The organism is Pseudoalteromonas sp. S4492 (assembly GCF_005886115.1).
Lineage (GTDB): Bacteria > Pseudomonadota > Gammaproteobacteria > Enterobacterales > Alteromonadaceae > Pseudoalteromonas > Pseudoalteromonas gelatinilytica.
On record NZ_PNCP01000050.1, the window covers coordinates 1 to 19,495 of the forward strand.

Annotated in this window: 18 protein-coding genes; 10 read left to right on the forward strand and 8 right to left on the reverse strand. The window is 39.2% G+C overall.

Features of this window, described 5'->3' with window-relative positions; all coding sequences use genetic code 11:
* Nucleotides 1–120 precede the first annotated feature (120 nt).
* The 8 genes from CWC28_RS16585 (at nt 121) to CWC28_RS16620 (ending at nt 7,935) form a co-directional block, all read left to right on the forward strand.
* On the forward strand, nt 121–306 hold the full coding sequence (locus tag CWC28_RS16585; RefSeq protein ID WP_138625438.1) for a hypothetical protein: 186 nt from the start codon (nt 121–123) through the stop codon (nt 304–306).
* Nucleotides 307–695: 389 nt separating this feature from the next.
* Nucleotides 696–1,106 (forward strand): hypothetical protein, encoded by a 411-nt coding sequence (locus tag CWC28_RS16590; RefSeq protein ID WP_138625439.1) that lies wholly within the window; start codon nt 696–698, stop codon nt 1,104–1,106.
* Between the two features lie 35 nt (nt 1,107–1,141).
* Nucleotides 1,142–2,134, forward strand: coding sequence for a DUF4238 domain-containing protein (locus CWC28_RS16595; RefSeq protein WP_138625440.1), 993 nt, complete (start codon nt 1,142–1,144; stop codon nt 2,132–2,134).
* Between the two features lie 267 nt (nt 2,135–2,401).
* Nucleotides 2,402–2,797 carry a response regulator gene (locus tag CWC28_RS16600; RefSeq protein ID WP_063705259.1) on the forward strand — a complete coding sequence of 132 codons (396 nt, stop codon included), beginning with the start codon at nt 2,402–2,404 and terminating at the stop codon, nt 2,795–2,797.
* A 7-nt stretch (nt 2,798–2,804) separates the two neighbouring features.
* Nucleotides 2,805–3,698 carry an AAA family ATPase gene (locus CWC28_RS16605; RefSeq protein WP_138625441.1) on the forward strand — a complete coding sequence of 298 codons (894 nt, stop codon included), beginning with the start codon at nt 2,805–2,807 and terminating at the stop codon, nt 3,696–3,698.
* Nucleotides 3,699–3,701: 3 nt separating this feature from the next.
* Entirely contained in the window at nt 3,702–4,661 is a 960-nt protein-coding gene (locus CWC28_RS16610; RefSeq protein WP_138625442.1) for a DUF58 domain-containing protein, read from the forward strand.
* A gap of 2 nt (nt 4,662–4,663) precedes the next feature.
* The gene (locus CWC28_RS16615; protein WP_138625443.1) at nt 4,664–6,604 is read left to right on the forward strand and encodes a transglutaminase TgpA family protein; all 1,941 of its coding nucleotides are present in this window, start codon (nt 4,664–4,666) and stop codon (nt 6,602–6,604) included.
* Between the two features lie 8 nt (nt 6,605–6,612).
* Nucleotides 6,613–7,935 (forward strand): Na+/H+ antiporter family protein, encoded by a 1,323-nt coding sequence (locus CWC28_RS16620; RefSeq protein WP_138625444.1) that lies wholly within the window; start codon nt 6,613–6,615, stop codon nt 7,933–7,935.
* 40 nt (nt 7,936–7,975) lie between these two features.
* On the opposite strand, the gene CWC28_RS16625 is transcribed toward CWC28_RS16620, so the two are convergent.
* On the reverse strand, nt 7,976–9,949 hold the full coding sequence (locus CWC28_RS16625) for a response regulator (RefSeq protein ID WP_171038315.1): 1,974 nt from the start codon (nt 9,947–9,949) through the stop codon (nt 7,976–7,978).
* A gap of 171 nt (nt 9,950–10,120) precedes the next feature.
* Here CWC28_RS16625 and CWC28_RS16630 point away from each other — a divergent pair, with 171 nt between their 5' ends.
* Nucleotides 10,121–11,026 (forward strand): gluconeogenesis factor YvcK family protein, encoded by a 906-nt coding sequence (locus tag CWC28_RS16630; protein ID WP_063705271.1) that lies wholly within the window; start codon nt 10,121–10,123, stop codon nt 11,024–11,026.
* On the opposite strand, the gene CWC28_RS16635 is transcribed toward CWC28_RS16630, so the two are convergent.
* Nucleotides 10,991–11,323, reverse strand: a complete 333-nt coding sequence (locus CWC28_RS16635) for an Hpt domain-containing protein (RefSeq protein ID WP_063705273.1) — start codon at nt 11,321–11,323, stop codon at nt 10,991–10,993. The two genes, CWC28_RS16630 and CWC28_RS16635, sit on opposite strands and share 36 nt — an antisense overlap.
* Nucleotides 11,324–11,343: 20 nt before the next feature.
* On the opposite strand from CWC28_RS16635, the gene CWC28_RS16640 reads away from it, so the two are divergent.
* On the forward strand, nt 11,344–12,378 hold the full coding sequence (locus CWC28_RS16640; RefSeq protein ID WP_063705275.1) for a glycosyltransferase family 4 protein: 1,035 nt from the start codon (nt 11,344–11,346) through the stop codon (nt 12,376–12,378).
* Here CWC28_RS16640 and CWC28_RS16645 read toward each other — a convergent pair.
* From CWC28_RS16645 to CWC28_RS16670, 6 genes are all read right to left on the reverse strand, one after another.
* Nucleotides 12,347–13,813 carry a sigma-54-dependent transcriptional regulator gene (locus tag CWC28_RS16645; protein ID WP_138625446.1) on the reverse strand — a complete coding sequence of 489 codons (1,467 nt, stop codon included), beginning with the start codon at nt 13,811–13,813 and terminating at the stop codon, nt 12,347–12,349. The two genes, CWC28_RS16640 and CWC28_RS16645, sit on opposite strands and share 32 nt — an antisense overlap.
* 103 nt (nt 13,814–13,916) lie before the next feature.
* Nucleotides 13,917–15,374, reverse strand: a complete 1,458-nt coding sequence (locus CWC28_RS16650; RefSeq protein ID WP_063705279.1) for a SpoIIE family protein phosphatase — start codon at nt 15,372–15,374, stop codon at nt 13,917–13,919.
* 8 nt (nt 15,375–15,382) lie between these two features.
* Nucleotides 15,383–16,081: an AAA family ATPase gene (locus CWC28_RS16655; protein ID WP_063705281.1), complete on the reverse strand. Its 699-nt coding sequence runs from the start codon at nt 16,079–16,081 to the stop codon at nt 15,383–15,385.
* Nucleotides 16,078–18,144 carry an SLBB domain-containing protein gene (locus CWC28_RS16660; protein ID WP_063705283.1) on the reverse strand — a complete coding sequence of 689 codons (2,067 nt, stop codon included), beginning with the start codon at nt 18,142–18,144 and terminating at the stop codon, nt 16,078–16,080. Before CWC28_RS16660 ends, CWC28_RS16655 begins: the two co-directional genes overlap by 4 nt.
* 1 nt (nt 18,145) lies before the next feature.
* Complete coding sequence (locus tag CWC28_RS16665) at nt 18,146–19,003, reverse strand: OmpA family protein (protein ID WP_063705285.1); 858 nt, start codon at nt 19,001–19,003, stop codon at nt 18,146–18,148.
* 8 nt (nt 19,004–19,011) lie between these two features.
* Complete coding sequence (locus CWC28_RS16670) at nt 19,012–19,332, reverse strand: STAS domain-containing protein (RefSeq protein WP_105180513.1); 321 nt, start codon at nt 19,330–19,332, stop codon at nt 19,012–19,014.
* Nucleotides 19,333–19,495: the final 163 nt, after the last annotated feature.

Sequence of the window (19,495 nt, forward strand, 5' to 3'; positions counted from 1 at the left end):
GAGGATTCAATAGATCTAAATACCCTATTTTAATTGATAGACCAAGCCGCCAAGCGAAGCCTGAGCGTAGCGGCTTGGGATAGAAAACAATCAACCATACAGTATGTCACTGGTGACACTATGACTAGAAACCAAAAATACGAGCAGAAACAAAAAGCTAAAGGATTAAAGAAAGTAACCCTTTGGATACCTGACGAATCAGAAGTTGAAATTAAACAGATGATAGAGTTTCTGATTGATAACCCAGACCATATACCTTTTATGGCAAGAAATGTCCGAACAGGCCGTATGAAAAAGGCCGTTTAGTGGTACGTAATTTTTTACGTAATATTCGTATCGGTACGTAATAATGAACAAAATTATTACGTACCACTCACCTTTGTATCTCCAGTTCTTGGAGGATGGCGTAGCCATGTCATACATTCCAGAAAATTCACATTTCATCGCGAAAGCGTTTCCATTTTCAATACGGTTTATTAGGGTCGGGTATCAATTCAGTGAAATAGCCAATCGCACTCACTGCCCTAGTCTGTTTTCAATAAAAGTTGATTGCCTTCTGATAAACCAAGCTGAGTTAAGGACGGCACAGCAGCCGAGGGAAACACCCTCCCCCCATATACTAATAGGGGGGGAGCGAAACCACTTACACCGATACCAAGTGTGCATTGTGATTTTTAATAAAGGAGTAAATCACAATGGGCAACTTTAAATTGCAGTTCGTTACGCTATTCGGTTATGACTACGCAAAAGGAGCTAAAGAACTCGGAGTAAGTGAACGACAAGTAAGGCGTTATCTAAAGGCTAATAAAGCAACAAAGCCGATAGAAAAACTACTTGAAATTATGTATCGAGGTTACTTGCCGCTTACTGGCCCGTGGTCAGAATGTAGTATTTCAAGGGAGGATAATCTATTACTTACCCCTTGGGGAAAGGTTAAACCATCGGATGTTCAACTGGTACATCGCTATAAATGGTCAGCAAAGAAATCTGAACAGATGTATCAAAACCTTAAAAAGCAAACATCTAACCATGACAAATATTTATTTGATCTACAAAACCAGCTATTAGATATTATTGGTGATATATCGGAGAAAACTGGGAGCTAATTTTTTACTCCCTGCTACTTATCAGGGAGTATTTTATGAAAAAAGAAATGCAGATCAAAAGAAAACACCACTTTGTATGGTCTCATTACCTTAAAAATTGGCAGCAAGAAAAAAAAGTTTCCTATATAAATTCTAAAGGTAATACTTCATCAGATAGCGTTAAAGGGTTAGCCAGAGAAATTGATTTTTACAAAATTAGTTATATGACAGATGAGGAATATAAATTAATTAAGCTGTACTTAAGGCCCTTTATACCTTTTATACGAGAATATGTGTTAGATATTTTAGATGACATTAGAAGTAAATTGAAATTAGCTAAGCATCTTGATTCTTCCAATCCAGAAGAACAACATAGTCTTACTACTATATATGAGCATAATGTTTTAGAGGACTTTCATAGCCAATTTGAAAAAAATACAATTGAAATACTTGAATATCTATCGAAGGGTGATATTTCAATACTAAATGATAGTCAAAATCTAATAACCTTTTACTCATTTTTGGGCCATCAGTGTGCAAGAACTAAAGCATTTAAAGAAAAATCCTTGAATGCGATAAAAAGTGAACCACTACAAAATTATTTAAGTCTCAACGTCGATGAAGATATGGTTAATTCACTAATTACTGTTCTTGATAAGCATTGGTGGTTTATGAGTATGGTTCTTGGGACTTCCTTGGGATATAACATCTTTATCGCAGATAAACCTTTTTTCTTAATAGAAAATAAAACAGCTTTACCTTTTTTAACAAGTGATCAACCCTTTACTAATATGTACGCTAAATCCACTTCCTTAAAAATACCCCCTAAAAAATTGGATTTATATTTCCCTATTTCACCTAATTACGCATTTATGGTTAACGACACAGCAAAGTATGATTTTTTTAAATCAACTTTAACTATTGATGATGTTCACAATTTTAATTTTGCCGTTTCTTCAAAAGCTTATTCATTTCTTTTTTCAAACTCAGAGAGTTCCCTTTCTTTTTATAGAAAAGCCTTTATAAATAGAAAAGCTATGCCAAAATGACATAGCTATATACCTTTAACCACCTGAATTTAAATGGTAAATTTTAAATTAATTTTTATATTTAATATAAATTATAGGAAGTAGTGTATCTATGCATAGCAATACTTATTCTATGTATATGCTAAGTCCAATACTAGACGGTATCGGACATTAAGTTGATGTTTTATCATATTATTCATTTTATTAGTGTATGTTTCTTGAGCTTAGTTATCTCATGACTTATATTAAAACTATCAACTTGAGATGTAACGATAAGATGTAAACGATATGGAATTTGTGAAGCCGTTAGAACCTATTTTGATAATCGATGATATGCAAGATATCCGCGATTATCTAAATCAAATTTTAACTGGTCTTGGTTTTGACGATATTTTAGAAAGTCGAGATTTTGAATCAGCTAAAACGGTTATTGAAGAAAAGTCACCTAATGTAATCTTTCTTGATATTGAACTACCTAACACTGACGGTACGGAAATTCTTGAATACTTAAATGACCACCATCCTCATACGCACGTTGTTATGTGCTCTGGCCATAATAGTCTTGAGAATGTGCAAAACACCTGGGAATTAGGTGCCAAAGGTTTTATCGCTAAACCATTCAACGCAAAAAAAGTCGACTCAGTTATGAAACGTCTAGAATTGATGGAAACCATAACAAATTAAGTAGTTTATGAATTCGACAATCCAACTCATTATCGATGACCTATCAACGGTTATTTTTGGTAAGCAACAACAAATCAAACTTGCCTTAGCGTGCTTATTTAGCGAAGGTCACCTGTTAATTGAAGATTTACCAGGCATGGGAAAAACCACTTTATCTCATGCACTTGCCGCAGTTCTTGGCTTGTCATATCAACGTATTCAATTTACTAGCGATTTATTACCTTCTGACATTCTTGGTACTAATATCTTTGATGCTAAAGAACATAGTTTTTCATTTCATCAAGGTCCTGTATTCAGTCAAGTTGTTTTAGGTGATGAAATTAATCGTGCCGGTCCTAAAACACAAAGTGCACTGTTAGAAGCAATGGAAGAAAAACAAGTGACGGTCGATTCGGTTAAACACGCCCTACCATCACCATTTTTTGTAATTGCTACGCAAAATCCTGTGCATCAATCTGGTACTTATCCGTTACCTGAGTCACAATTAGACCGCTTTTTCATGCGTATTAGTTTAGGCTTTCCTGATAAACACGCTGAGAAAAACCTCATTTTAGGCCTAAACAACCGAAATTATGACGACTTGCCTGTTCGTATTAATCCTGAGCAACTTTCTGTTATTCAAAAAGAAATTAACAAAGTAACGATCAGCAACTCGGTGGTTGATTATATCCTTGAGCTAGTTGCGTTTACTCGCCAAGATAACCACTTTGTAAACCCACTATCTCCAAGAGCCAGCATTGCGCTTGCCCGCGCTGCAAAGTCATGGGCGTATATTGAAGGCCGTGATTTTGTAATGCCTGAAGATGTACAAGCGGTTTTCCCAAGCGTGACTGATCACAGGCTTGGTTTAAACGCTGGTGACAGTGGCTATGCACTTAAACATGTGCCTGTAAGCTTATAGAACATGTTTAAGCGCCCTGCTTTTGTTAATCAATTTCGTCGATCCGTTTTTAATAAGTTATTAAAAAACAAGCATAAAACTAACGAAATTGAACTCCAACATAAAACCATTTATGTATTACCTTCAAAACTCGGTGGGCAGTTTTTACTAATTGCCTTGCTTAACTTTGTGATGGGGATTAACTATCAAAACAACCTGATTTTAGCGATGGCGTATTTAATGGTGGTGGTTTTGGTATTTGCGATACTCACTGGCTATAAAAATGTGCGAGGTTTGTCGGTTAAATACCTATCAGTAAATGAAAGTTATGCGCCCAATTCCCCCGTTGCACGTTTTCAAATTCACGCACAATCAAACTATGAACTTATAAAACTGGTTAATGACAATCTTGAATCTGAAACTGTGTCACTGCAAAGTAAAGAGAAAAAGACCGTTGAAATAGCGCTCAAATGCAGTGAACGTGGTGCATATGGCTTTGATAGAATCAAAATCATTAGTCACTTTCCATTTGGTTTAGTGTCGGTGTGGAGTTACATAGAACCAACCGAAACGGTTTATGTTTACCCTCAGCCTATCGCCACTGATAAGCTTGATACTCAGCTCCATGACAATGACGAACACGACGGCGATAACGCACAAGTTAAAGCCGGTAATGATGACTTTTATCAGCTTACTCCTTTTGTGCAAGGTACAGCGCTTAATAAGGTATCGTGGAAACACTACGCTAAAACTCAGCAGCTATTAACGAAAGAATTTACCAGTGACGCATCACAGGAATTAGCACTTAATTTCAATATGTTGAGTGGCAATAATGAGCATAGATTAAGCCAGTTATGTTTTTTGGTGAACCAATTAACCGACCAACAAATGGCGTTTTCGTTAACCTTACCCAATAAACACATTGCGAAAGGCCAAGGGATCAACCATCAAAAAGCCTGCCTTCAAGCATTAGCGGAGTTTTAATTATGAATACACCGCTTATAAATACCGTTTTATCACTGCTGTTTATTGTTATTAGTGGATTTTTGTTTACTGAAGTAGCGACCCCATTTTTAGCCATATTGGCTGGCCTTAGTTTTTTAAACCTGTTTTTAGGTAAGTTTTATAAAAAACTAAATGGACTGATAGCGAATATTTTGGCAGCAGTTTGCTTAGTTGCCTTATTTGTTTTGGTTGGTGTGAGCGATACAGTCAAATTATTTGTCTCGATGATGCTACTTGCTAGCAGCTTTAAATTGTTACAAGCGAAAACGGTTAAACAGTATCAAACTGTGTGTTTACTGGTGTTTTTTAACCTTTCAACCGTGTATTTGTTCCATCAAGGGTTGTTCGAAACCTTGGTGGTGAGTGTACTTTATGTTGTTAACTTTGCAGTACTTGGCTACTTAACTAGCCCGCAAAGCTTTAAGGCCGCTAACAAACAAAGTTTTAAAACCATATTATTAGCCCTACCCATTGCCGCTTTTTTGATTTTATTTTTACCCAAGTTACCCGCATTTTGGCAGCTACCAGGCCCAAAGCTAGCTAAAACCGGTTTATCAGAGCAAGTTAACCCCTTTTCGATTGCGAAATTAGCGGAATCTGATGACTTGGTTTTTCGGGTAGAACAACAGTCAGGACAAGCCCTACAAGCACCCTATTACTGGCGCAGCCTTATTCATGATGAGTTTAATGGCAGTGAATGGTTAATATCGGACATTTTAAAATCGCAACAATTTAACCCAATTCGCCGCGCTATTACCCATAATAATCGTATTGATTATCAGGTTATTGCAGAGCCTTCATCGTCAAACTGGTTATTTGGGCTTGGCTTTGCACAAAGTGCTAATTCAGATGTGTTTAATACCTACAATGGTTTGTTAAAACGTAAAGGCAACTTAAACAAAAACATTAAATACGCAGTAACCAGTAGTGAGGCTACTCTGAGCCTTACTGACTTTGAAGAACGCATTTACACACGCTTACCTAAAGCAACCAATCCACAAACAACGGCATTGGCAAACCAGCTGGCTGCTGAGCATGAAAGTGCGCAAGGTTATTTTAACGCACTACTTAATTATTTTAATCAACAGCAGTTTGCTTACACATTAACACCTACGCCAATGTATGGTGATAATACGCTAGACCAGTTTGTATTTGATACCAAACGTGGCTTTTGCGGCCACTATGCCAGCACCGCTGCATTTATGTTTCGTGTTGCTGGTTACCCTGCCCGTGTTGTGTCGGGTTATTTAGGCGGTGAACAAACTAAAGCCGCTACGCTCAATATCTATCAATACGATGCCCATGCATGGGTTGAAGTGTTCTTCGATGAAAAGTGGCACATATTTGATGCTACCGCTGTTGTTGCCCCTGAGCGTTTAAATGGTTCGCTATCGCAACTGGGTGATTTAAATGAAAGCTTTAACGACAATCTTAATTTTGGTTTAAAACGTTGGAGTCATTTTAAAGCAATAAACTGGCTTCGAATTCACCTTGAAGAGCTCGATTATAAATGGACTAACTGGGTGCTTACGTTTGACCAAGCATCTCAGCAGAGTTTATTTGATTCACTGTTTGGTAATAAGTCAGCATGGCTAACGCCATTAATAGTGTTAGGTACCTTGTTACTGAGCTTTACTGGCTATTTCTTTTATAACAAACGCCCAGTTCGAAGTAGAGAGCCACTGGTAGATGACATCGCTAAGCTTTACCTTTGGGCTAAAAAGCAAGGCATTGAACCTCTAGATACCAACACACCGCTGCAAAATATTGCTTTAATTAAAGAGCAAAAACCTACGGCGGCAGTTTATTTAAATGAATTTGAGCAAATAATCATCGAAGTACGTTATCAACAGCAATCATATACTCAAAATCGCAAAAACCAGGTGCGAGTTCTGTTAAACTCTCTCAAAACAGCCAAATAGAGAACAATATGAATGCAGTAATTGTCGGCGTTATGTTGATGCTGATCCTGACACTTTGTCGTATTAATGTCATTGTGGCGATGACCGTGAGCGCGATTGTTGCGGGTTTAACCGCAGGCCTTGGTTTATCACAAACCGTTAATGCATTTAATGATGGCTTATCGGGCGGTGCAGAAATAGCACTGAGCTATGCGATGTTAGGTGCGTTTGCGGTGGCTATTTCTAAGTCGGGCTTAACGCGTATATTAGCGTCTAAATTGCTTAAACAAGTTAACGATAATAGTCACAAAGGCGAAACAACCTTAAGTTATTTCATATTAAGTATCATTTTACTGTGTGCGATTTCGTCACAAAATTTGATACCCGTACATATTGCGTTTATCCCTATTCTTATTCCGCCACTTCTTGTGGTGTTTAATAGGTTACGTCTAGATAGACGTGCCATTGCGTGTATCTTAACCTTTGGCTTAGCCACCTCATATATGGTGCTACCTTATGGTTTTGGTGGCATTTACTTGTACTCAATCTTACATAAAAACCTCACTGAAAATGGATTAGAGATAGTAAACACACAGGTACCAATGGCGATGATCATTCCTGCTTTAGGCATGGTGTTTGGTCTATTGGTTGCTGTTTTTATCAGTTATAGAAAGCGTCGTAGTTACGAGCCGCATAGCCTGACAGAGCAGCAACAAGACGTTGTCATTGAACAACCAAAGAAAGTACTCGCAGTGGGTATTACTGCTGTGCTTTGCTCTTTAGTCGCACAAAATATTAGTGGCTCTATGATCCTTGGTGGTCTTGTTGGGGTGGCTATATTTACTTTATTTGGCGTTGTAAAACTTGAGCAAAATGGCGATGTATTTAGTAAAGGCATCGCAATGATGGCGATGATTGGCTTTATTATGATTTCGGCGCAAGGCTTTGCTTCAGTGATGAAAGCAACAGGAGATGTCGCTTCATTAGTTAGCTCTGCCGCAGGGTTGATTGAGGGAAACAAGCCCCTCGCCGCTGCGTTAATTTTACTCGTTGGGCTATTGATCACCATGGGCATTGGTAGCTCGTTTTCGACAGTGCCAATTATAGCCACCTTGTTTGTACCACTTTGTATGGAGCTTAACTTTTCAGTAATGGCCACAGCTGCACTGGTTGGTACTGCGGGTGCGTTAGGTGATGCAGGCTCCCCTGCCTCTGACTCAACACTAGGCCCAACATCTGGCCTAAATGCTGATGGTCAACACGATCATATTTGGGATTCTGTGGTACCTACTTTCATCCATTTTAATATTCCACTACTTATTGCAGGCTGGATTGCAGCAATGGTGTTGTAAAGCAGAGTTACTTATTTAAAAGCCCCATTTGGGGGCTTTTTTATTGGCTAAACAAAATACGTAATGCACGATTTAAATCATGAAAGCGAATGGGTTTTGTCAGTACTTTGTTCATACCTGCGTCGAGGCAAGTCGCTTTATCTTGATGTGAGGCATTCGCTGTTAAGGCCACAATTGGCAGACTCATTTGCAACTCATTGCGAATGTATTTGGTTGCGGTAATGCCGTCCATCACCGGCATCATCATATCCATCAGAACTAAATCAAAGTTTTGTTGCTGTACTTTATCTATGGCTTGTTGGCCATTATCTGCAAGGGTGACATGGTGATTGAGCTTTTCTAAAAATGCTTTAATTAATACTTGGTTAGTTTTGTTATCTTCGGTGACAAGAATAGACATGGGTTCAAGTGATTGCTCATGCTCAATGGCTTGCTGATCATCGGCAACAACAGAATATGGAATATAAATGGTAAATTTAGTGCCAATATTGATAGCACTTGCCACTCTTATTTCGCCTTTCATTAAATCGACAAGACTTTTGGTAATGCTAAGCCCAAGGCCAATTCCCTCTACTTGTCGATTAACACCATAATCATGCTGTTTAAAAGCATCATAAATGGTCTCTATTTGAGATTGTGATATCCCCTGCCCAGTATCAGCGACTTCAAATAATAAATGGGTATCATTAAAATCAGCTCTGAAATTGACCGTGCCTACTTTGGTAAATTTAAAGGCGTTATCTAAAATATTAAATAGGATTTGCCCAACCCGAACGCCATCAATGTTTATTTTATTTGGCAAGCCATCTTTTATTTCAGTTGAAAACATCACTTTAGAGCCCTGTGTTGTTTCTTGAAATTGAGCGGTGATGTTTTTAACGAGCGCATTTATATCTGTTGCTTTAACATCAAGTTCCATCGAGCCACTTTCAATTTTCGAAAAATCCAACACATCACTGATCAAATCCAGTAATAAGTCAGAGCTGGAGTTTGCATAATCTAGCCAGCGCGTTTGTTTATCGTTAAGTTCCGAGTCTGCTAATAGTTCGAGCATGCCGACTATCGCATTCATCGGCGTTCTTATTTCATGAGACATCACCGTTAAAAACTGTGACTTTGCAAGGTTTGCTTCTTCGGCTTTTTCTTTGGCTAATTGCAGTGCCTGCTCACGGTCTTTATTGACGGTGATATCTTTGGCTATACCTAAATAGCCACGAAAATTACCATTTGCATCAAATTGTGGCTTGCCACTGAACGACACCCATGCAGTTGGTGAACAATTTACTTCAAATTCAAAGTCTAGAAACTCAGCTTGCTCAGCAAGTAAATGTTTAAAGTGAGACCACTTTTTTAATTGCTTTTGCTCTTGCTCGGTGATGATAGCATCGAAGTTTTTATGTAAAAAATGGCGTTTATACAAATTACTGTGGCTGGCGGTGGTTAATACATTAATAAACTGCTCTTCTTTGTTGGTACGCCAAAACCATTCACTGGCAAAATCTCTAAACAACTCAGACAGCTCACCAAGGCGTGTTAACAATGACGTAGAATGAAACTTTTGGCGATTAAGCCGCGTTTGATTTGAGAGTTGTAAAGCCACTTGTTGCAGCAAGATCATGATGCCTGTTTCTGATTTATCACTAAATTTCGCTTGCTCTGTGATATCAAAAAACACCATGCACTGGGTTGTGTGATCAGAAATTTCAATTCTAAAAATCAAGGCATTATGCAGTTCAGTATTATTACAAAAAAGCATGTTATCTTCAGAAAACAGCCAAGGTGAAGATGCATGCTGTAACTTGGTTTTTAATAACCCTTCGTCAAACTCAAGATACTTAAGCGTGCGCATCTCAAGTGTCATTTTTAACTCTTCAATATTAATCAAACAAAATTCTTTAAATGAAAAATACGGTAACAGCACTTTTTCAAGTTGCGCTTTCAGTGCCCGGCTATCATTGATGCCGTGAAACTGCCTTAGCTCAAGTTGTAATTGTTCTAAGTTGAACTGTGCCATTGCCATTCCTAATTAATATTGCATCGCATAATGCAAATATAGAAAACAGATTTCAGTTTAGCCATTAATTATTGAAATTAAATTATTAAATTTCATTGTGTTATATAAATTCAAAGACTTGGTACGCGCTATGCTTTTTAGTCAGTAATAGAGTTCAATGAGGTATCAGTCATGAAAATAGTATGCATAGGCGGCGGGCATGGTTTATCCCATATGTTAAGCGCAATCAGACCTCACTGCGCAGAATTAACAGCGATTGTAGCCACGACAGACAACGGGGGCAGTACGGGTAAATTGCGCGAAAGCCAAGATGTGGTTGCACTAGGTGATATTAGGCGTTGTTGTTTGCAACTAGCCGATGACGATTCTTTGGTTCATCAAGTATTTCACCATCGTTTTGAAGGTGGTGAGCTCGATGGCCACAGCCTTGGCAACCTTGCCTTATTAAGTCTGACCCAACAAACCAACTCTGCAACTCAAGCAGTTGCTTGGTTTAATGCCATGCTAGGTAACTCAGAAACAATACTTCCTATGTCTGATGAACCAGCTGATTTATTAGCGGTAATGCCATCGGGTGTAAAAGTTTTTGGTGAATGTGAAATTGATTCACTAGATGCACTGCCTGACTATGTCACCCTCTCGCAAGATGTCAATGCGGCCCCAGGGGTGGTTCAAGCAATTCATAATGCAGACATGCTGATAATTGGTCCAGGTAGCTTAATAACCAGTGTGATGCCAGCCATGTTAGTTGAAGACATTGCTAAAGCGGTGCAAGAAACATCGGCGTGTCGCGTGTTTATTGAAAATATTGCTAAAGAAGCCAGCGTGATTAAATCGCTCGATATGAAACCGGTTGATTGGCTAGAAGGCATGCTCGGATACAGCTTTTGTGATTTAAGTATTTCACTGGATGCATTGAGTGAAATAGTCTCTCATTTTAATGATGTTGTTAAATCACCCAATCAACAGCACGACATTGAGCAATTAAGTAATGTATTTGCTGAAATTTTAAAAATGCCATTAATTTTAGAAACTGAGCGACTAGTGAGTTCCGATCAAGCTTTGCGCATGGGTTAGGGTTTGCGCAAATTGGTCTTGCAGTAATGCAATAAGGCTTTGTAATTCATCATCGTATTGTGATGTTTTCGCTTTTTGCTCGATTTGCTCAGCAAGGCCGCCTACGGCTAATGCACCGTAGCTGCGACTACTGCTTTTTAGGCTATGGGCATTTATTTCGATTTCTGATTGTTTCGTTGCATCAGCAAGATCAGCAACGATTTGGCGGGACTCAGTGATATAAACCTGTAAAAGCTGTTTTGCTAGGTCGTCACCAACATCCTGTTGTAATTGAGCATAGGTCGCTGTATCTATCATGGTCTCACCTTGGAGTGAATATGAAATATAGTGTTATTTTATTTGTAGATTCAAGCTTAATTGGTGGCATCGAAAGCCATTTGATTGCTATGAGTAAGCTATTAGAACGATATAATATTATGAGCTCGGTACTATTTTATCAAGATCATAATAATCGTGAGTTTTATCATCGCTTAGAAAAAGCGAATATCACTTACGGTTTTGCTGGCGGAAATTTAAAAAGCTTGAACGAAATACTAAAAATGTTTCCTCGTTCAGCGTTACTACACACCCATGGGTACAAGGCAAGTATCATGGGGAAGTTGGTGTGTCGCTGGCAAAACCGCCCTTGTATTTCTACCTATCACGCAGGTGAAGCAGGTGTCGGCAAAGTGTATTTTTACAATAAGCTTGATAAGCTTCTGAGCTACTTTTCTTTAAACTTTGCCGTGTCGAACTCGTTGACCAAAGAGCTCTACAATGCGGAGTTACTTGAAAACTTCATCTCAGTGAAAAAACCTACAAAACTAAGAATACTACGTAGCAAACAGGAGATTAATATTGGCTTTGTGGGTCGTTTATCTCATGAAAAAGGGCCTGATATTTTCATTGAAGCGGCTAAACATTCTGCATCAACAAACTTGAACTTTCATATGTTTGGCGATGGGCCTATGGTGAATGAACTTGATTTATCAGCGGTCAATTATCATGGTCAATGTGAACAACAACAAATATGGCAACAACTCGATGTATTGGTGATCTGCTCTCGCGCAGAAGGACTTCCAATGGTGGCATTAGAAGCAATGTCGCATGGGGTGTTAGTGATTGCTGCAGCGGTTGGGCAATTGCCGCATATTATCAATCATTTATCTAATGGATTAATGATGGGCGAAAGCTCGGCTCAGGCACTCCAAAAACAGCTTAAAAACGTTGAAATGCTGAGCACTGAGCAAAAACAATACATGCTTAACAATGCACAAAAATTAATTCAGCAACGCTTTTCAGGTGAACAACAATTTAAACAGCTAGATCGCGTTTATAACACTAGCTTACTTGCATCTCTTCCCAACTTTTGATTTTACGATAAATCGTGGAAGGGCTCACATCTAATAAAGCAGCTGCTTTAGGTATATTGTTATCACAGGCGTCAATTGCTTGTTCGATGTAGCGCTTTTCGACTATCCAAAGTGGTTCTATGTCTGCTTGAGAAAAACCAACTTGTGAAGACACATAGGATGTATTGTTCACACTCGTAGCGAGTTCATTGGTCGAAGATGTGACACTTTGCGTAACAGCTTCTGACTGATTGGGCGCAGTAATAGGTGTAGCCGCATGGCTTTGGCTTTGTGCATTTGGCAATGCGGGGATCATATTTGCTTCAATAAACGCTTCATCGTGTAACACAAGGATATTACGAATCGTGTTTTCTAATTGGCGAACATTACCAGGCCAGCCATAACTCAAAAATAAGTTTCTTACTCCTTCAGACATGCCTTTATATGAACGCCCTTCTTCTTTACTTATTTTTTTGAATAATGCGTCCGCTATTTCAATAACATCTTTACCACGTTGTTTTAATGGCGGTAAAGCAATTGGAATAACATGTAAACGGTAATACAAGTCTTCACGGAAACGCCCTTCTTGCACTTCAAGTAATGGGTCTCGATTAGTCGCACACACAAAGCGTACATCTACTTTGACTTCTTTTTCGCTTCCCACTTGTTGGTAACAACCAGTTTGAATAAAGCGCAGTAGCTTACTTTGTAAGTTGATGTCCATTTCACATAGTTCATCTAAAAACAAAGTCCCGCCATCAGCTTGGCCAGCAGCCCCTTCACGATTAGCAATAGCACCAGTAAACGCCCCTTTTAAGTGGCCGAATATTTCACTTTCGATTAAATCTTTTGGGATGGCTGCACAGTTAAGGGCTACAAACGGTTTGTTAGCGCGCGGTGACGCTAAATGTACCGCACGGGCGCACAGCTCTTTACCCGTTCCACTTTCACCAGTAATAAACACAGTGGCTTTACTGGCCGATGCTGATTTTATGATTTGGTAAACAGATTGCATTTCGGATGAACTGCCGATCAGGTCGTAATATTTACCGTTTTCGTAGGTTGTTTGATAGCTTTTAACTGTTTGTTTTAAATCTTTGAGCTTTAATGCGTTGTTTACTGTGATGCGAAAACGATCTGCTTCGATCGGTTTTTCTAAAAAGTCACTGGCACCTAGTTTAATCGCTTTAATGGCCATTTCTTTGGTTGCATGCCCTGTTAAAACAATCACTTGTGGTGCCGTATCTGGGTCTAAAGACGATAAAATATCAAGCCCATTCATATCAGGCAGCATAACATCTAAAATCACTAAGTCAGGTTCAAACTCGTTTAGTGCGCACATAGCTTGCTCACCATTGTAGGCAATGCGAGTTTCAACCCCTGTTGGGATCAAATATGATTGGTACATCAGCGCAAGCGATTCTGTATCTTCAACAATGAGTATTTTAGGTGGCATTACTGACTTCCTTTATTATCGTTTTATGCTGAGATAAAGTGATTATTTAACAGATCCTTACTAGTAGCTTAGTGTGTATTCAGTGGGTTTGTAAACTCAAACTTTAGTGTTTATTGATCACAATTAATGAGGCATCGTCTATTTCAGCCGATAGTTTTACTTGGCTTGCTTGCCAAAGAGCATAGGCAAACTCCTCACTGTGTAAGTTATCATGCGTTAATTTAGCAATGATTTGGTCAACCTCACTCATCTTCTGATTATCAAGCCAGCCATCGGTAAATAATAAAATCTGCGCAACATCACTTAAGTCATAGCGGTAATGCTGGTATTGATGGTCGTCAGAAAGGCCTAACAAAGGATCAGTTCCGCTAAGTTGAAGCAGCTTTCCTTGTGTTGTTATCACGCAAGGGGCTGGGTGACCTGCGTTAAACCAATGAAGCGTGTTATTTTCGATAAAGCCAATTAATAATGTTACTAGGCTGTTTTTACAGAGCCGCTGTTCATAAAGTGCCAGATTCAGTGTCTTTAAAACATCGGTTAATGGAATTTGTGTCGCTAAACAGCCACTTAAAAATCCTTTTATAGCAAAACTTTCTTTGAGGGCTGTTATACCGTGTCCCATCATATCGCCGATAATAACGGGGGTTTGCTGCTGGTGGGGATACATACAAAAATCCCCGCCATTTTGACTGATGATTGAGCCAAAATTATACGCATTAAACTCGCCTATTTTTTGTTTGGTTTGCATGCGTTCTTCATTAATTAAATACTTTAGTGCTGAAAAACGATGCACAATGCGCTCAATGCTTTGCAGTAAGCGTGTTTTGCTAACTGGTTTTACTAAATAATCATCAACCCCCAATAGGTTTATGCGCTTTATTAGCTCTTCACTGTCATCACCTGTTAGCATCACCACAGATAAATTTGTTTTAAGATTAGATTGATTTAGCTTTTTCAGTATTGGCTCACTGGTACCATTTTTGAGTTTATGATCAAGCAGCAAAATAGTAGCGCCAGAGGTAAGAATTTCTTGCCAGCCTGACTCACTGTCTTCACAGCAAATCACCTGAAAATGTTCAGACAAATAGGCATTAAGCAAGGCTAGCTGGGCTTTATCATCGTCAATGTAGATGAGTGTGGGTCGTTTATCTATATTGGTTAAACAAAATGAAAATATGTTTTGCTGATCGACAGTTTTATAGCTGGCATTAGGAAAGTAGTGCTTTATAAGCGCCACCCCCATGCCCCCTTCAACTAACTCGCCACTATCTATTTGCCACTGATTAGGTTGTTGATTAAATAAGTCATAGCTTGGCATGCTGTCTTTAAATTCAATCAATAGTTGTTTGTCTGCAAGTTTATGCATAGAAAACTGCACAAACCTAGCCGTTTCATCACTATGGCGTAACAGATTAGTGAGGTATTCGGTAGCGACTAACCCTGCTGCATCAATATCTTGATTTTTAACACTGATCGCCGTTAAAACATGCTTTAAAATATGGCGAATTTCGCTGACCGTAGGCCAATCTAAATTAAAAGTCTTTTGATATAAGCAGTCCATTCAGAGTCTCAGTAGGGTAAAAATAACCAACGCTGTTTAATAACTTTGTTTAATAGATACTCTGTCAGTTTAGGCCATTTTGGCTGAAATGCTTTAAGAGTTCTGACGATACGGCTACCTAAAGGTGCAAATTGATGCTGGGCAACAACTATTTTTATCTTAGTTACACCAGCATGTTCTAAATTCGCCATCCCATGACACAAGGCTTCTTCATCGTTATAGCCAAGCGATACCGTTAAAAATGTGAGATCCGTACATAGGCTTAAAGCATGCAGTGGTACATTACCGCGATTACATTTTAACGCCGGGCTCATATCTAAAAAAATATAGTCGTACTCTTGTTTTATCCGTTCAATGGCGTCATTCAGCACATTTTTACTTTTAACTGATTCAAGCTCTCTTAAGTGTTGCATAGTCAGTAAATCAACTTGCTCAGTATTAATGATATTAAGCTGACATGAGATATCACTAAAGCACCATGATTCAACTGTGTCTGGTTGTTCAAATTTAAACGGATTGAGCGGGTTTAAATCGATGATTAAAACTTTGGCCGCCTGTAAACTTAAACGTTTAGCTACACTGGCACATAGCGATGTAGACCCTTCATTCCCCGTTAATGAGATAAAGCAGATACAACGCGCTTTAGTGTTATCTATCTCGTTACACACGGCTTCAAGTTCTTGGTATTGCGCTGGTATTAGTTTCATAAGCCCACCACTAAAGCAACGACAGTAATAAAATCTAAGAAGTTTGATTTAAACTGACTCATTAAATCTTGTCCTTTATCTGGTACATAAAGGGTATCGCCAGCACGTAACACCGGGATATACGCAGAGTTAGGGTTCTTTACGAACTCTTCTAAATCAAACACACGGGACTGCTCTTTACAGCATGAGTGATTGACCACCACAATTTTGTCGATAAGCGCTGAGCTCGATGGACCGCCCGCTTCTGCAAGTACATCAAGTACTGTCATGGTGTCATCAAAGCTGTAACGACCTGGCTTTTCAACCGCACCCATAATACGAACTACTTGCTCTTTCGGTGTACGTAGCCAGTCTTTATCTTTTTCTGGAATGTAGATGGTATCGCCCGGTAACACATGCGGGAATAAGGTTTCATCACCGGTTTCAAAATACAGTGCAAGGTTTAACTTGCTAACTCTTGCGGTGTTATCATTGCGATGTGTAATACGAATATTACGTAAATCAGCGTTATCTGTAGGGCCATCAGCGGCGGCTAAAATGTCGATAAAGTGCATATTCGTGTTAAATGCATAGCGACCTGGTGAGCCCACCTGCCCCATAATATAAATTGATTTGCTTGATTCTTGACGGATCCATTGTGATTTATTGTCTGCAGGGTCAACCGGTAACTCTTCAACAATAATGGTGTCGCCAGCCAATAAATTAGGTAAAGCATATTTACCTGAATCATTAATCGTGTATTGCTCTAAATCAAAACGTTTCGTGATTTCGCCGTTTCTAACAATTTTAATGTCATTGATGTTTGCCCCTTTGGTTGGACCGCCGGCATGAGCCAGTAAATCTGTAAAGTCCATTTCAGGGCTCCACTCATAACGACCCGGCGATAAAATGGCGCCGATAATTTTAATGGCACGCTTAGGAGGAACTTTTAACCAGCTTTTTTCATTTTGATCAGTTTTTTCTGGTACAAAAATCACATCGCCTGGATTTAGATTTGGTACTTTTACAGCAATGAGCCCTTCACTGTAGCCTTGCAGGTCAAACAGGATGCTTTCGCCGGCTGGCGTTAAGATTTTTATTTGACGCGTTTCGGCAAAGCGAGTTGGCCCACCTGCATTGGCAAGTATGTCTAAGAAGCTGGTGTTATCTGCTGCTTCATAAGCGCCAGGCTTTTGTACTTCACCCATGATATAGACAGTTCTTGATGTGGTATTTACATCATCAACCATAATTGGCACATAGATGGTTGAGCCTGCTTTAAGCTGTGGCATGGTATCGTTATTGGGTTTATCTAAATAAGCTTTTAAATCAAATACAACCGGTGTCTTATCGACAATAACGCGAATTTTCGTCACATCTGCATAGCGTGTTACCCCTTCGGCACGCATCAGAGCATCAAGTACACTCATGTTTTCTTTAAATGAAAAGCTGCCCGGATTGTGTACTTCGCCAAGCAATGTGATAGCACTGTTATCACTTGCGTCACCGGATGCACTTAACGTTTGTGCATCAAAGTCGATTTGCACGTTTCCTAATAATGGCGACACAGGGACAAATACCGTGTCTGCACTTTGAAGTGTAGGAAGCAAATCAATGTTGCCTGAGTCTAGGTAGGCTTTATAGTTAAACTCAATCATCTCGCCGGCACGGCGAATTTGTAAACGGTCAAGCTGAGCGCCTGGTTTTAATCCACCTGCTCGCGCAATTACCATTTGAATATTGCCATCTTTAGGGATGCTCACTTGCGATGGATCGTTCACATAGCCCATTACATTAATGAAAATATCACGAGAGTGAATTTCAACGTAAAAGTCATCCATCGCCACATACATTTCACTTAATGCTGTGCGTAGTTGGCTTTGCACATCATCAAGCTGTAAGCCTGCTACTTTAAAACGACCTAGCTCAGGTAAGGTAATTGTGCCTTCTTTATCAACTTCAAACGGTTCGCTAAATTCAGCTTCACCTGGTAAATATAAGTAAAGTTTATTACCTACTTCTATTTCTTCGGCGAAAGTCGGTAAGGCGAAAATCAGTAAGCAAAGTAAGATTAACTGTTTCATGTTATTGCTCCTTAGGACCATTTAGGATTTTGGTCCAGCTGGATAATGCATGGCTTTGTTTCGTGCTTTTTTCTTCATTCATGTCGATAATAATCGCTTCAACACGTCTATCAGAATGGCGTTTTGATCGTGAGTCAGGTTCATCACTGTATGGCGTTAAACTACCTTGCGTTAAGGTGGTGATGGTTGCTGGATTCACCCCATAAATGCCAAGCCAGTGTTTCACTGTTTCTGCACGTTTAAGTGCTAACTCGTAGTTGTTTTGTTGCTGACCACTTATATCTGCATGACCAACAAGCAGTAAGTCCACTTCATCAACTTGTTTAATTAAGTCAGCCGCTTGTGCTAAACGTGTTAAGTATTTCGGAGTAACCTGAAAATCGTTTAGCGAAAACTGATTATCACTGTTTAAAAGCTCGCTGATTTGATCTTTTAACGACGCCGTCATGGTTGTCTCAGATTGTGTTCCTCCTGCACATTGGCTCATTGCGTTGACGGTCTCAAAGTGCTTAGCAAGCTGATTTAAGCCATGATAATGAATCAATAAGTCATGCTCAGCATCAGACCACATTTGCGCAGCTATAAGGCGTCTAATACGGTTTTCGTAAATTTGCGCTTTAAGTAATTGGGCAGGCATACACTGCTTAATACCTTGTGCTTTTAATAGATCTAACTTTAAAACATGATGTTGAAATTCACTCAATACGACCGTTTCTTGCGTGTCGTAAATCATCTCGTGTTGCTCATCAGTTAGCGGGTAATTTTGATATTTTTCAGCCCAGCCTCCTTGCCCTTCATCAGGCCAAGAAGCACATCCACCAAGCGTGAGCAAAATGACTGTAAATAGTATGTGCTTCATAAATCACCTCACGCGATATCAGCTTGTTCGATAAATGGAATCGTTTTATCAACCCTTAATAGGCTCATTAACTTATGCGGTTGCCCAGACACATTAAGCAGTGATAGTTTTTGCCCTTTTTTCTCGATACGTTTATATAAAAACACCATGGCACCGATGCCAGATGAATCAATGAACGTCGTCGAGGTAAAATCAAGAACCACACTTTGTTGTTTGCCGTGTGCAACTTCTTCAAATTGGTCTTTAAAGCCATCAACGGCAAGACCAGAGAAATCAGTTGGTAGTGAAATTAGTTTGGTTTCGTTTGAGAATGTAGTGTTGTTAGCCATGATCTGCACCTTTGTATAATGGGTTAGTCATAGTAACTAGTACAACTAGAATGCCAGTTTATAAAGCATTGATATTTAATAGTTAAATGTTGAGGCGATGCATAATGCAATTAACTTTTTACTGTTAATTTGCATTATGCAACGTGATTTGCTTAATTGATAT